The sequence below is a fragment of the Xylanibacter ruminicola Ga6B6 genome (assembly GCF_000687715.1).
Classification (GTDB): domain Bacteria; phylum Bacteroidota; class Bacteroidia; order Bacteroidales; family Bacteroidaceae; genus Prevotella; species Prevotella ruminicola_B.
Window position 1 is genome coordinate 37,267 of record NZ_JHXD01000009.1, and the last position, 12,677, is coordinate 49,943.

Genomic DNA, 12,677 nt, shown 5'->3' on the forward strand with positions numbered 1-12,677 from the left:
ATCAAAAAGCCATCCCTTTACTCCTATTTTTTACAATAATTATGCAGATTAGTAGAATTTATTTCGTACCTTTGCACGCAAAATTAGAAAAATAAGACTAAAAGACATATGGGAAAAGTAATTTTGACGGGCGACCGTCCCACTGGTAAACTTCACCTTGGACACTATGTCGGTTCACTCCGTCGTCGTGTTCAATTGCAGAATCAGGGCGATTTTGATCGCATGTTTGTGTTTATGGCCGATGTGCAGGCTCTGACTGATAATGCTGATAATCCTGAGAAAATTCGCCAAAATATCATCGAGGTAGCACTCGACTACCTGGCTGCAGGTCTCGATCCTGAGAAGTGTACGCTCTTTATCCAGAGTCAGATTCCTGAGCTGGCCGAGCTTACCACCTATCTGATGAACCTGGTTTCGGTTAGTCGTGTACAGCGCAACCCAACTGTTAAGACCGAGGTAAAGATGCGTGGTTTCGAGGGCGAGAGTATTCCTCTCGGATTCTTCTGCTACCCTGTATCGCAGGCTGCCGATATCACCCTGTTCAAGGCCACTACCGTTCCTGCAGGTGAAGACCAGGAGCCTATGCTCGAGGTAACTCGCGAGTTGGTTCGCCGTTTCAATCAGATTTATGCACCTGTATTGGTTGAGCCTAACATCATGCTGCCCGAGAACCTCACAGCACGCCGCTTGCCTGGTACTGATGGTAAGGAGAAGATGTCGAAGTCGCTGGGCAACTGCATCTACCTCTCTGATACAGCCGAGGATGTATGGCAGAAGGTGCGCTCTATGTACACCGACCCTGAGCACGTGAACCTGAACGATCCTGGTCACGTAGAGGGCAACGCTGTGTTTACTTATCTCGACGCTTTCTCTACCGATGAGGATTTTGCCAACTTCCTGCCTGAGTATCAGAATCTCGACGAGCTGAAGGATCACTACCGTCGTGGCGGTCTGGGCGATATGAAGTGCAAGAAGTTCCTGAATCAGGTGCTCAACCAGTTCCTGGAGCCCATGCGCCAGCGTCGTGCTGAGTTCGAGAAGGATATCCCTGAGATTTACAATATCCTGAAGAAGGGTACAGAGCAGGCTCGCGAGGTTGGCGCCCAGACCATGGACGAGGTTCGCAAGGCCATGCGTATCGATTATTTCAACGATGCCGAGCTTATCCGTCAGCAAGCTGAGCGTTTCGCAAAATAAAAACAAAAATGGTGCTCAACTCGAGCACCATTTTTGTTATTTCTCTTTTAGTAAGTCGGGACGGAGACGGCGTGTACGCTCCATGGCCTGTTCAAATTCCCATTCGCGTATTTTTGCTTCGTTACCGCTCAGCAGTATCTCGGGCACTTTCCAGCCCTTGTAGTCGGCAGGGCGGGTGTAGATAGGTGCTGCCAGAATATCATCCTGGAAGCAATCGCTCAGTGCACTCTGTTCGTCGCCAATCACGCCAGGCACCACTCTCACGATGGCATCAGCAATCATGGCTGCTACCAGTTCACCACCCGTCAGCACAAAGTCGCCGATCGAAATCTCCTTGGTAATCAGATGCTCACGAATACGCTGGTCGATACCTTTATAGTGGCCGGCCAATATGATGAGGTTGCCCTTCATGGAGAGGTCGTTGGCCATATGCTGGTCGAAACGCTCACCGTCGGGCGAGGTGAATATCACCTCATCATAGTCGCGCTCGGCTTTCAGGGCTGTGATACAACGGTCGATAGGCTCGCACTGCATCACCATACCTGCGCTACCACCGTATGGGTAGTCATCCACGCGGCGCCATTTGTCAAGTGTGTAGTCTCTCAGGTTGTGCAAACGGATTTCTGCCAATCCCTTTTTCTCTGCTCTAGCCAGAATCGACTCGTGTACAAAGCCTTCCAACATCTCTGGCAGTACGGTTATAATATCTATTCTCATCTAAAAAATGCTTTAATTCGTTCTATATACTTCATGCCTGTTTGTCGGCCAATATCATACACACGCTGCATCTCGTCAGGGTTGTGTGAGATATGTCCGATGGGCAGTTTCTCGTCGGGACGTATCACCAATGCTCGTCCCGTTGACTCTGCCTGATACACATACGATAGTTGCTGGTTGTACATCACGTGTCGCTGGTCCATCGCCTCTATCATCTTCGGATATTTTCTGAGCGCTATGCGCATCAGCGGCATCAGCTTGTTGTGCTCTTTCACGTAGCCGTCGGGCTGGGTGAGTATCACCAGATTCTTCTCGTAGCCGATACTTTCAAAATACTCTAGTGGTATCGAGTCGGCCACACCGCCATCCAGCACCTTCATGCCTTCCAACTCAACCACCTTCGATACCAGTGGCATCGAGGCCGAGGCGCGAATCCAGTCGTAGGTGGTGGGTGTCACTTTCGGCAGACTCTTATATACCGCCTTACCCGTCTCGACATCCGTGCAAACGGCGATGAACTCCATGGGGTTGGCATCGTAGGCCGCATTGTCAAACACGTCATATTTGGTAGGGATTACATGGTAGCCGAACTCGGCATTGTAGAGATCGCCCGATTTCAACAATGACTGCCACGAACAGAACCGGCTGTCGTGGGCAAATGCCTTGTTGTAGCGTATGGCGCGCCCTATCTGACGACTCTTGTAATTGCAGCCAAAGGCTGCTCCTGCCGAGACACCAATTAGTCCGTCGGGCTCAATCCTGGCTTCCATCATCACATCGATGATGCCTGCCGTAAACAGCCCGCGCATAGCGCCTCCTTCTAATACCAGTCCCTTTTTCATGGGTGCAAAGATAATTATTTTAATTAAGAATTAAGAAATAAGAATTAAGAAATAACAAAAATTATGTTGATTATTTGGCGATTTCGCTTTTTCTACTTATTTTTGCAGCAGTTATGAATAGGATAGCATTATTGGTTGTATCGTTTATGACGTCGCTGATGGTTTGTGCTCAAGCTATCTATGATCCCAAGTGTGTGACCATGATGGATGCACCTTTGGAGGGTACCGATTCGGCGTTTATACCTGCACTTAAAAGCGTGGGATTTGTACCTGTTGAGAATGACGACGAAGAAGAGGGTACCTATCATTTTACGGGCGACTTTTATGGTATTAAGGATGCTCGCCTTGAGGTAACGGTAAACGAAAAAACTAAACTGCTCAGTGAGGCTACTGTAACCTGTGGTCCTTATCGCACCCGCGAACTTTTCGAGCGTAATCAGAAGTATTTGCTGGGTAAGCTGCAGCGCGAGTGGGGTAACTTTAAGGCCAAGGGTGATGGCTCGCTCTATATCCTGACCGAATACGGCTATATCCGTCAGAGTGTGACGCTCCACGAGAATGGGGCGCACTCCATCACCTACTATTATCTGAATATGGCCCCATATTATAAAGATGTGTCGAATATGGGCCTGAAAGGATTTGTGCAGGAGGTGATTACTGAGAATCCTGTGGCCGAGAATCCCATTGAGCATTTCGACGAGATGGGTAAGATAGAATCGGCCGAACTCACAGAACGTAAGTATAATCAGGTGGGCTATCTGATCTCGGCTACCACTACCGAGGGTGGCGAGAAAAAGCTGATTACCTACGAGTATAACGACGAGGGTAATCTGAAGCGCACAATTCAGACAAACACAGTTTCAGGTTTGAAACTGGTTACTGATTACAAGTGGAATGATGATGGAGAGATGGTTCAGCAGAGTCAGAAAGCCTTCGACAAGGACAATGAGTGCATTATGAGCGTAACGATGAAATACGACATACAGGAACGTGACGACAACGATAACTGGACTCGCAACCAGCTGCACATTACCAACTGGCTAAAAGGACAGCGTGCCCAGACGATGGAAGTCGTCCAGACACGCACTATCAGTTATTGGGATGAGGATTAACCTATCATCTCTAGGAATTCCTCCTCGCTCATAATCTTAATTCCCAGCTTCTCTGCCTTCTGCAGTTTTGATGGTCCCATATTCTCGCCAGCCAGTATAAACGATGTTTTGCTGCTGATGCTACCTACGTTTTTACCACCATTCTGCTCGATGATGGTCTTGTACTCATCACGGCTGTGATGGGTAAACACACCACTAATCACAATGCTTTGTCCTGCAAGCTTATCAGATATGTTAGCCGTCTGAGCCTCAGATAGTTCCATCTGCAAACCATAACCTCTCAGTCGCTCCACAATCTTCAGGTTCTCCTCGTTATGGAAGTAGGTGATAATACTCTTGGCCATCACCTCGCCTATACCCTCAATCTCCTGCAACTCCTCAATGCCGGCATTCATCAGCGCATCGATATTCTTAAAGTGGCGTGCCAGCAGTTTAGCCGATGTTTCGCCAACAAAGCGGATGCCAAGGGCGAATACTACACGCTCGAAAGGTACTTCTTTCGAAGCTGCGATGCCATTAACCACGCGCTGGGCCGACTTGGTGCGACTGCCATCGCCATTAATCTGCTGCACATCAATGTCATACAGGTCGGCAATGTTATGTATCAGTCCGTGGCGGTAGTAATCATCCACCGTCTCGGGACCCAGTGAATCGATATTCATGGCCTTGCGGGCAATAAAGTGCTCGATACGACCCTTGATTTGTGGCGGACAACCGCTATCATTGGGACAATACCACGCAGCCTCGCCCTCGTAGCGGACCAATGGAGTGCCGCATTCAGGACAACGCTTAATAAACTCAACGGGCTGGGCGATGATGGGGCGCTGATCGATATCCACACCAACAATTTTGGGGATAATCTCGCCACCCTTCTCTACATATACGTAGTCGCCAATATGCAGGTCGAAACTCTTGATAAAATCCTCGTTGTTAAGGGTGGCGCGCTTAACTGTTGTGCCTGCCAATTGTACAGGATCCATGTTGGCCACTGGGGTGATGGCGCCAGTACGGCCCACTTGATAGGTAACCTCGTTCAGGCGGGTGCAAACACGCTCGGCCTTGAACTTATAAGCGATGGCCCAACGTGGACTCTTGGCTGTAAAGCCTAAGGCACGTTGCTGACGGATAGAGTTTACTTTCAGCACAATACCATCTGTTGCTACAGGCAGTTTTTTGCGCTCGGTGTCCCAGTAGTTGATGAAGTCGTAAATCTCCTGCAGCGTTTTTACCTTCTTCATACCCTCCGAGATCTTAAAGCCCCACTGTCGAGCCACTTCCAGATTCTCAAAGTGTCCCTCGGCAGGCAGCTCTTCGCCTAGCAGATAATACAAGTAGGCATCCAACTGGCGGCTTGCTACCAAGCTCGACTTCTGACTCTTCAATGTGCCGCTTGCTGCGTTTCGTGGGTTGGCGAACAAGGGCTCCTCGGCCTCTTCGCGCTCCTTGTTAAGGCGTTCAAACACGCTCCAAGGCATCAGAATCTCGCCACGAATCTCAAATTCGCGAGGGTAGGCTGGGGCAGCAAACAAGTCGCCGGCAGCAGGTGGTGTAAGTACCAAAGGTATGCTTCGTATGGTTTTTACATTCGTGGTCACATCGTCGCCATGCACACCATCGCCACGTGTCACGGCCTGTGTCAGCTTGCCATCCACGTAGGTAAGTGAAATCGACAGTCCGTCGTATTTCATTTCGCAGCACACCTCAAAATCCTCGCCCGCCAGGCCTTTCTTCACGCTCTCGTACCAGTCGGCCACATCCTGCTCGTTGTAGGTGTTGGCCAGCGATAGCATGGGGTATTTATGCTCCACCTGTCGGAACTCTTCGTTCAGGTCGCTACCCACGCGTTGGGTGGGCGAATTTGGGTCCGCCATCTCAGGGTGCTTAGCCTCCAGGTCCTGCAGTTCGTGCATCATAAAGTCGAACTCCTGGTCGCCTATAATAGGCTGGTTCAGCACGTAGTATTTGTAATTATGCTCGTGCAGCTCTTTGCGGAGCTGTTCAATACGTTTAATTTCGTCCATGATTAAAATAATTATTGGTTGCAAATTTACTATTTTTTTTTGTACGAACCAAAAAAATAGTGTAATTTTGCAATCGTTATGTGGATGATGTTTCGTGTGGTGCCCATCATGTGGCGTGCGGTTCGTCCCAGTAAGGTACAGGATATGCCTGCTGTGGTAAACTCTTTCTGGATGCGGAAAGGGTTCGAGGGGCTCACGTTCTTTGGACATATCCTTACCCCGTCGCAAGCTGAGGCCGATCTATTTGGTCATCATCAAGAGATGAAGAACCACGAGATGATTCATCTGCGCCAAGCCCAGTCGTGTGGCGATTCGTGGTGGCGCTTCTACCTATTATATATATGGTACTGGCTCAAGGCCTTGCCTGCCAATCGGCAGCTAAAGCATGGCGCTTACCTGGTGAATCCCTTCGAGCTGGAGGCCTATCGCCACATGAACGATCTTACTTATCTGGCGAATGGCAAGGCCACTGAATGGCGCCAATACACCAAAATGTCAATCAAAGAAAGAATCAAATTGTATGAACAAAAAACTCCAAGCGCATAGCGCTATCTTTTTAGCCAACACCATCTTCGGATTAGGTGTTCCTGTAACCAAACTGTTGCTCGATGAGTGGGTTACCCCTATGGGCTATATGGCCTCTCGTTCTTTGGGAGCTTGTATCGTGTTTTGGGCGATTGCGGCCTTTTTGCCTAAGAAGAAGGTTGAACGTAAGGACTTGATAACCATATTGTTAGGTGGTTTGCTTGGATTTGTAGTTTCACAAACCCTTACTGCCTGGTCGCTCGATTATACCAGCCCGGTTTACTTCTCGCTTATAGCCACACTTACCCCTGTTGCGGTAATGCTTTGTGCGGCACTCACCATTGGCGAGAAGATTACGCCTATGAAATCTATAGGTGTGTTGTTGGGTATAGCAGGCGCTGTGTTGATGGTGTTAATGAGTCAGTCGATGGGGTCGGGTAAGAACGATCTTATTGGTATCGTACTTGCCATTCTGAGTGTACTTACCTGGGCCATCTATCTCATTATCACCCGCAATGTGGCCTCCAAGTATTCACCCGTTACCCAGATGAAGTATGTGTTCCTTATTTCAGCCATCGTTACCGTGCCCATCGCTTGGCCTGAACTCTCTGCCAACGCCCTTTATACCCCAGCGTGGGGCTGGGATGGTGTAGCCGAGATGGCCTTTATCGTGATTGGTGCCACAGCCTTTGGTTTCTTCCTCATTCCCTTTGCCATGAAGTATCTGCAGGCCACAACGGTAAGTATCTATACCAACCTGCAACCCGTTATCGCCTCGTTTGTGGCTATCCTTCTGGGACAGGATGTCATAACCTGGGATAAGCCCGTAGCTGGCGCCTTGGTGCTCATTAGTGCCTACATTGTTACAGTAGTCACCGCCAAGGAAAAATAGTTATACTTTGAATACTATCTTTGCCATCATTAATAATGTATAAACTACAAAAATGAGGCTCCAGATGAAATAATCGATAATTACCTGTAACATAACTCTATAACGTTTAATTGTGATTATTCGTTTCTATACTCTAATATATCGCCTGGCTGACAGCCCAGCTCACGGCAGATAGCTTCGAGTGTGCTGAAGCGGATGGCCTTGGCCTTACCCGTCTTCAGTATCGAGAGGTTGGCAAGCGTAAGTCCTACGCGCTCAGCCAGTTCGCTGAGCGACATTTTTCGCTTGGCCATCTCAACGTCTAAGTTTACTACTATTTGTCCCATAGGCTTAAATCGTTAAATCCTGTTCCTCTTTCAGTTTCATGGCATCCTTAATCAATTTGGGGATAAACATAAAACAAATCATAACAAAGAGTAACGGACCAGTTAATACTCTGCGGGCATGAGCGGCCATCTTAAAGATGTTTTCTTGGTTAGCATAATCGAACATATAGTCGTAAACCATACCCGATACGATAAAATATGCCAGACTTGCTACGCCCCATACATAGAAGAGCCACATACACCACTTGGAATACTGCTTATTGATGTAAACAAGGTAAACCATGATAAAATAAAGGCATGAGAAAATGAGTGCGCCGACTATGTATACCATATTAGATAGGTAATAACAATAATCTTCGTTCGATTCTGCGCAAAGTAGACCTTGTGCTACGCCCCAGATTCCCCAGCAGAATAATGCTAACCAGCCTAAGGCGAATATAATAAAAATGGTAGATGCTGATAACTTTTTCATATGCAATTAAATCGTTAAATCCTGTTCCTCTTTCAACTTTAATCCGATAGCAAAAGCCTCGGCCATGATAAGAACAAACACGCCGTCTAAAATCGAACTTAGAACATCACTCCAAGCTTCTAACGGTCTATCAATCTCTGGCGTCAAAACACCTATTACTATTATTGGTGTAATAATGAAACACCACCCAACAATACGTAGCAACGAAACATTATCCCAAGTAAACACTTCGCCATGGTTCACACAGAGAATAAAACGGATAAAGCAGCCAAGAGCGTAAAGCCAGGTCAAAACACCGATTAAAAACAAAATAAAACCCAATGCAGCATAACCGCCCATAGGTTCGTGGTGGTTTGCGCCTTCATGCCAGCCTTTGGCGAAATCCTCGGCACCAGCTAAGCAACTCATTACAAAGCTGACAATCATCAGCACCAGCAGCAGAATACAGAAGCAATTCAGTTTCTTTTTCATATAATTTATCGTTTATTATTGATTATACAGTAAGTTCTTGTTCCTTCTTAAGTTTGATGGTGTCCTTGATGAGTTTAGGCATGAAGATGAAGCTAAACCCAAGGAAATAGAGTGGGGCACCATATATACTGCGGGCCATGGATGGGAAACGGTCGAGGTGTTCAGTACCAATGTGGTTGAAAACATAGTCGAGCGTATTGCCTGCAGATATATAATAAACGACGAACACTACTGCTGTGAGATAATACAGCCATAAAATCCAGCGGGTGTACTGCTTATGTATATAAGTAAGGTAGCACACAACGAAGTAGACACACCAGGTGATAGTCTTACCAATGAACTCAACCAGGTCGCAAAGGGCTTTACAATAATCGTAATCAGTTGTAGCTCGACGCATGGTCTGGATGTCGTCAATAATAGAATAGGCTACATAGCCAAAGAAGAGCAACAATAGAATTGTGCTAACTGGGTTCTTTTTGGCATTCTGAAATAAACTTGTACTCATAGTCGTATTTATCGTTTTAATTTGTTTATTTATCGTTTATCGATATGCAAAAGTAGAAATATTTTCAATACCAACCAAATAAAAACGATAAAAACTTATCGAAAAACGATAAATTTAACTTTCTGTAACTAAATATTCCCCAAATACACATGCTTGATGCCCTCTTCTTCGGCTATCTGCTTGGCAGCATATAGTGTTTGATGAGGGGTAGGTGGGGTATCTTGCATTTTATAGCGAGGGAAGAATCGGCTAAAGTGTAATGGTGCTTCGGATAAGCCATTATCTTTCAACCATTTGCACATTTCTTTAATCATCTGCATATCGTCGTTGATGCCTGGAATCACCAGGTTGGTTATCTCTAACCAAACGCCAGCATCACGCATAGCTAGAATGGTGTCGAGTACAGGTTGCAGATGGCCGCCACTCACACGCTGGTATATACTTTCGCTAAACGATTTTAAATCTACGTTGGCGGCATCAAGATAAGGTAGCAGATGGCTCAGTGGTTCCTGGCAAACATAGCCAGCTGAAACCAATATGTTCCAGAGTCCGGCTTCGTGGGCTTTTCGGGCTGTATCAGTGATATATTCTATATAGGTAAGTGGCTCGGTGTAGGTATAGGCGATGCTTGGACAATGGTGCTTTTGGCATAGTGCAACCACTTCGCTAGGTTGTAGCTCATAGTAGTTCACATCTTGTGGTGAAACCTGCGATATCTCGTGATTCTGACAGTTTAAGCAACGGAAGTTACATCCTGTACAAGCTATGGAGAGACATGTAGTGCCTGGGTGAAAATGGTAAAGTGGCTTCTTCTCTATCGGATCGATGGCCAGCGAACAAGGCTTGGCATACACCTCGCTCACCAGCGTGCCGCCATGATTCCGTCTACTGCGGCAGATACCCGTTTGGCCATCGCTTATCTTACAGTGATGCGGACATAGTTCGCATTCCACTCGTCCATCCTCCAATCGATGATAATATCTGCACTCCATCAGAAAACTATTGCTTCGTAAACATACAATTCTGCATCGCGCCATCCATCCCAACCTATGCCAGCCTTATCTTGTGCGCAATGCCCTATGAATTCTTCTTTAGTCCAGTTCACCTCATCGGCTACTTGTGGAAGGAAAGTGCCGCTACGATAACCTTTCTTAATATAGATGCCATGATGATGCAATTCAAACTCGTCGATATTCTGTATGCGGCGCATAGGTGTGAGCACAGAAATCTCGATGTCGATATCAGCAAGTTCATCACTGGTAACGGGCATAAATCGTGGGTCTTCGAATGCTGCAGCACGAGCCATCTTGGCCACAATCTCATGTAGAGCAAAATCCTCGCCAAAGTGCCCTATACAACCACGCAATCGTCCATGTTTGTGCAGCGATACAAAGGCTCCGCATTTCGAATTGAGAAAGGATGAGCGGATTGGTTGCTGTGCGATAGGCTTACCGTCAAGGGTATCTTTAATGCTTTGAAAAGCGATGTCCTTCAGCGCTTTCTTGTCGTCATCAGAAAGAGCGAAACTTGTGTTGTTACGCAGGATGGCGAACGAATGATAGCCCACCACGCGACTAAGATCGCGATTGTCGATATCGCCAGAGTTCTGATACATCAGGTGCTTAACGTCGTATCTACTATCCATCATCAGCATTAACGTAACGATGGCAAATTCACCGCATGCACTCGTTGCCAGATTGCGTTTGCCGCTATTTGCATTGGCTTCGATGGCGGCAATAAACTCCTCTACATCGCCTGTTTCGATGGCTTTGCCTGTTTTTGCATCCACCTCGTAGGCATCTTGGTACGATGGATAATGCGAAAAATCGCTGCTGATTACAAACAGATTCTCGTCAGTAAAATACGGTTTCAGCACATCGGCCATCCGTTTAAGTTTGTAGTAGTCGTTGGCCGAAATGATGATAGGCACTATTGGGGGCACTTCGCCCAGTTTGCGCTGCAGAAATGGCAGTTGCACCTCCAGACAATGCTCTTGCGCATGAGCCGAACGGTGATAGGCGAAAATGCTATCAGCCTTAGTCAGTTCGATAGCTGTTTCGTGGTCCACTTTTACATTGCCAAGTGGTGTGGCGTAATAGTCGGCCTCGGTGTTTACCGATGCACCATTAAGCCATTCGTGATGGCTGGGACCTAACAAGAAAATGCGTTTGTATTCTTTCTTGGCATCAATCGTCATATAGGCCGATGCTGCCACATTTCCAGAGAAATAGTAGCCTGCATGGGGTACAATGAGTGCTGCCAGATTATCGTAAACCTGACTATTGTGCTGTTTTAGCAGGCTATCCACCTCATTCTCAAGCTCTTCTGCATCGCCCGTGTAAAAGCGGTTGGCCTGTGTGGCTGGTCTTACTTGTCCTAATTTCATGTCGCAAAGATAGCAATAATCTCCATATCATCCTAATATTTTCGCTATTAAATTTGGAACTTCCCACTTTTTTGTTTACTTTTGCGGACGAGCTATAGATGTTAGCGTATGGCACATTATTATAAAACAATTATTGCATTGATGCTGATGGCAACAACGGCATCGGCACAGGAGAATCTGCAGCGCGGAGCCATTGCTTCGCAGGTAAAGAAATCGTTTACTACGGTGAAGGAACTTCCGATAACCAGTGTAAAGAACCAATATCGTAGTGGTACCTGCTGGGCATACGCTACATTGGGCTATTTTGAAAGCGAGATACTGCGACAAACGGGTAAAACCTACGACCTGTGCGAGATGTTTGTGGTTAACAACGACTATATGGACAATGCCACACACTATGTGCGTATGCATGGCTACAGTCAGATATCAGAGGGAGGCTCGTGTGATGATGTGCTTGAGGTGATACGTCAGCATGGCATCTGCCCTGAGAACGCAATGCCTGCACCAGGCTCGTTAACGGGCGATTCGCTGGCTAATTTCAAAGTGTTCTTCCCAGAGTTGGAACGTACTGTAAGCAGTATCGTAACAAAAAATGCCAAGGCCCCCAAGGCTCATTGGCAGGATAGCGTGCAGGCAGTCATAAATCGCTATATTGGCAGCTGTCCTGAGCAGTTCGTATATCAGGGAAAAACGTACACGCCAAAAACATTTGCTGAGAGTCTTGGTCTGAACCTCGACGATTATGTAAGTCTTACTAGCTTTACCCACCATCCGTTCAACCAATGGTTTGTGATTGAGGCACCCTACAAATGGCGACTGAAACCTAGTTACAACATCCCCATAGAGCAGTTGATGGATGTACTTGATAAGGCTATTGATGCAGGTTATACAGTAGCTTGGGGTGGCGATGTAACAGGTGATTTTACGCGCACAGGATTGGCTATGCTACCCGAAGGCGTGAAGCCTACCCAGCAGTTGCGACAGGCACAATGGGACGACTGGCGATTTACCTACGACCACGTGATGCTTATCTACGGCAAGGCCACAGACGAGCAAGGTAATCCTTACTATATGGTAAAGAACTCATGGGGCCAGAGTGGCGATTACAAAGGTATATGGTATATGTCGCGCGACTATATCGCCCTGAACACTACCTACATCTTCCTTAACCGCCACGCACTTCCCAAAGGTTTTAAACTGTAATTTGTTGT

General features: G+C 47.0%; 14 protein-coding genes. 5 read left to right on the forward strand and 9 right to left on the reverse strand.

Annotated elements, in window-relative coordinates; genetic code table 11:
* The first annotated feature begins 108 nt into the window (after positions 1–108).
* Positions 109–1,197, forward strand: coding sequence for a tryptophan--tRNA ligase (gene trpS / locus T500_RS0107185; RefSeq protein WP_028907548.1), 1,089 nt, complete (start codon positions 109–111; stop codon positions 1,195–1,197).
* Between the two features lie 36 nt (positions 1,198–1,233).
* Here trpS and trmD read toward each other — a convergent pair whose 3' ends face one another.
* Entirely contained in the window at positions 1,234–1,914 is a 681-nt protein-coding gene (gene trmD, locus T500_RS0107190) for a tRNA (guanosine(37)-N1)-methyltransferase TrmD (protein WP_028907549.1), read from the reverse strand.
* Positions 1,911–2,756, reverse strand: coding sequence for a patatin family protein (locus tag T500_RS0107195; RefSeq protein WP_028907550.1), 846 nt, complete (start codon positions 2,754–2,756; stop codon positions 1,911–1,913). The genes trmD and T500_RS0107195 overlap by 4 nt, the downstream gene beginning before the upstream one ends.
* 113 nt (positions 2,757–2,869) lie before the next feature.
* On the opposite strand from T500_RS0107195, the gene T500_RS0107200 reads away from it, so the two are divergent.
* Entirely contained in the window at positions 2,870–3,868 is a 999-nt protein-coding gene (locus T500_RS0107200) for a hypothetical protein (protein ID WP_155267473.1), read from the forward strand.
* On the opposite strand, the gene ligA is transcribed toward T500_RS0107200, so the two are convergent.
* Positions 3,865–5,889 (reverse strand): NAD-dependent DNA ligase LigA, encoded by a 2,025-nt coding sequence (gene ligA / locus T500_RS0107205; protein ID WP_028907552.1) that lies wholly within the window; start codon positions 5,887–5,889, stop codon positions 3,865–3,867. The two genes, T500_RS0107200 and ligA, sit on opposite strands and share 4 nt — an antisense overlap.
* A gap of 78 nt (positions 5,890–5,967) precedes the next feature.
* Between ligA and T500_RS16370 the strand changes: the two genes are divergently transcribed.
* Both T500_RS16370 and T500_RS0107215 read left to right on the forward strand, forming a co-directional pair.
* A complete protein-coding gene (locus T500_RS16370) occupies positions 5,968–6,435 on the forward strand; it encodes a hypothetical protein (RefSeq protein ID WP_051611941.1) in 468 nt (155 codons plus the stop codon).
* Positions 6,410–7,306 carry a DMT family transporter gene (locus T500_RS0107215; RefSeq protein WP_028907553.1) on the forward strand — a complete coding sequence of 299 codons (897 nt, stop codon included), beginning with the start codon at positions 6,410–6,412 and terminating at the stop codon, positions 7,304–7,306. Before T500_RS16370 ends, T500_RS0107215 begins: the two co-directional genes overlap by 26 nt.
* 116 nt (positions 7,307–7,422) lie before the next feature.
* Here T500_RS0107215 and T500_RS0107220 read toward each other — a convergent pair whose 3' ends face one another.
* The 6 genes from T500_RS0107220 to amrB all read right to left on the reverse strand — a co-directional run bounded on the left by T500_RS0107220 (position 7,423) and on the right by amrB (position 11,466).
* Positions 7,423–7,632, reverse strand: a complete 210-nt coding sequence (locus T500_RS0107220; protein ID WP_028907554.1) for a helix-turn-helix domain-containing protein — start codon at positions 7,630–7,632, stop codon at positions 7,423–7,425.
* A 4-nt stretch (positions 7,633–7,636) separates the two neighbouring features.
* A complete protein-coding gene (locus T500_RS0107225; RefSeq protein WP_155267474.1) occupies positions 7,637–7,963 on the reverse strand; it encodes a hypothetical protein in 327 nt (108 codons plus the stop codon).
* Positions 7,964–8,110: 147 nt separating this feature from the next.
* Positions 8,111–8,575, reverse strand: coding sequence for a DUF2975 domain-containing protein (locus T500_RS0107230; RefSeq protein WP_080694820.1), 465 nt, complete (start codon positions 8,573–8,575; stop codon positions 8,111–8,113).
* 22 nt (positions 8,576–8,597) lie between these two features.
* A complete protein-coding gene (locus T500_RS0107235; protein ID WP_155267475.1) occupies positions 8,598–9,080 on the reverse strand; it encodes a hypothetical protein in 483 nt (160 codons plus the stop codon).
* A 128-nt stretch (positions 9,081–9,208) separates the two neighbouring features.
* Positions 9,209–10,072, reverse strand: coding sequence for an AmmeMemoRadiSam system radical SAM enzyme (amrS, locus tag T500_RS0107240; RefSeq protein ID WP_051611942.1), 864 nt, complete (start codon positions 10,070–10,072; stop codon positions 9,209–9,211).
* Positions 10,072–11,466, reverse strand: coding sequence for an AmmeMemoRadiSam system protein B (gene amrB / locus T500_RS0107245; RefSeq protein WP_028907559.1), 1,395 nt, complete (start codon positions 11,464–11,466; stop codon positions 10,072–10,074). Before amrB ends, amrS begins: the two co-directional genes overlap by 1 nt.
* Positions 11,467–11,574: 108 nt before the next feature.
* On the opposite strand from amrB, the gene T500_RS0107250 reads away from it, so the two are divergent.
* Positions 11,575–12,669, forward strand: a complete 1,095-nt coding sequence (locus T500_RS0107250; protein ID WP_028907560.1) for a C1 family peptidase — start codon at positions 11,575–11,577, stop codon at positions 12,667–12,669.
* Positions 12,670–12,677: the final 8 nt, after the last annotated feature.

What these genes read in the sequence shown, in the direction of transcription:
- T500_RS0107200 (WP_155267473.1), top strand. Translation starts at nt 2,870, where the DNA reads ATGAATAGGATAGCATTATTGGTTGTATCGTTTATGACGTCGCTGATG.
- T500_RS0107235 (WP_155267475.1), bottom strand. Translation starts at nt 9,080, where the DNA reads ATGAGTACAAGTTTATTTCAGAATGCCAAAAAGAACCCAGTTAGCACA.
- ligA (WP_028907552.1), bottom strand. Translation starts at nt 5,889, where the DNA reads ATGGACGAAATTAAACGTATTGAACAGCTCCGCAAAGAGCTGCACGAG.
- T500_RS0107225 (WP_155267474.1), bottom strand. Translation starts at nt 7,963, where the DNA reads ATGGTATACATAGTCGGCGCACTCATTTTCTCATGCCTTTATTTTATC.
- amrB (WP_028907559.1), bottom strand. Translation starts at nt 11,466, where the DNA reads ATGAAATTAGGACAAGTAAGACCAGCCACACAGGCCAACCGCTTTTAC.
- T500_RS0107230 (WP_080694820.1), bottom strand. Translation starts at nt 8,575, where the DNA reads ATGAAAAAGAAACTGAATTGCTTCTGTATTCTGCTGCTGGTGCTGATG.
- trpS (WP_028907548.1), top strand. Translation starts at nt 109, where the DNA reads ATGGGAAAAGTAATTTTGACGGGCGACCGTCCCACTGGTAAACTTCAC.
- T500_RS0107195 (WP_028907550.1), bottom strand. Translation starts at nt 2,756, where the DNA reads ATGAAAAAGGGACTGGTATTAGAAGGAGGCGCTATGCGCGGGCTGTTT.
- T500_RS0107220 (WP_028907554.1), bottom strand. Translation starts at nt 7,632, where the DNA reads ATGGGACAAATAGTAGTAAACTTAGACGTTGAGATGGCCAAGCGAAAA.
- trmD (WP_028907549.1), bottom strand. Translation starts at nt 1,914, where the DNA reads ATGAGAATAGATATTATAACCGTACTGCCAGAGATGTTGGAAGGCTTT.
- T500_RS16370 (WP_051611941.1), top strand. Translation starts at nt 5,968, where the DNA reads ATGTGGATGATGTTTCGTGTGGTGCCCATCATGTGGCGTGCGGTTCGT.
- T500_RS0107250 (WP_028907560.1), top strand. Translation starts at nt 11,575, where the DNA reads ATGGCACATTATTATAAAACAATTATTGCATTGATGCTGATGGCAACA.
- T500_RS0107215 (WP_028907553.1), top strand. Translation starts at nt 6,410, where the DNA reads ATGAACAAAAAACTCCAAGCGCATAGCGCTATCTTTTTAGCCAACACC.
- amrS (WP_051611942.1), bottom strand. Translation starts at nt 10,072, where the DNA reads ATGGAGTGCAGATATTATCATCGATTGGAGGATGGACGAGTGGAATGC.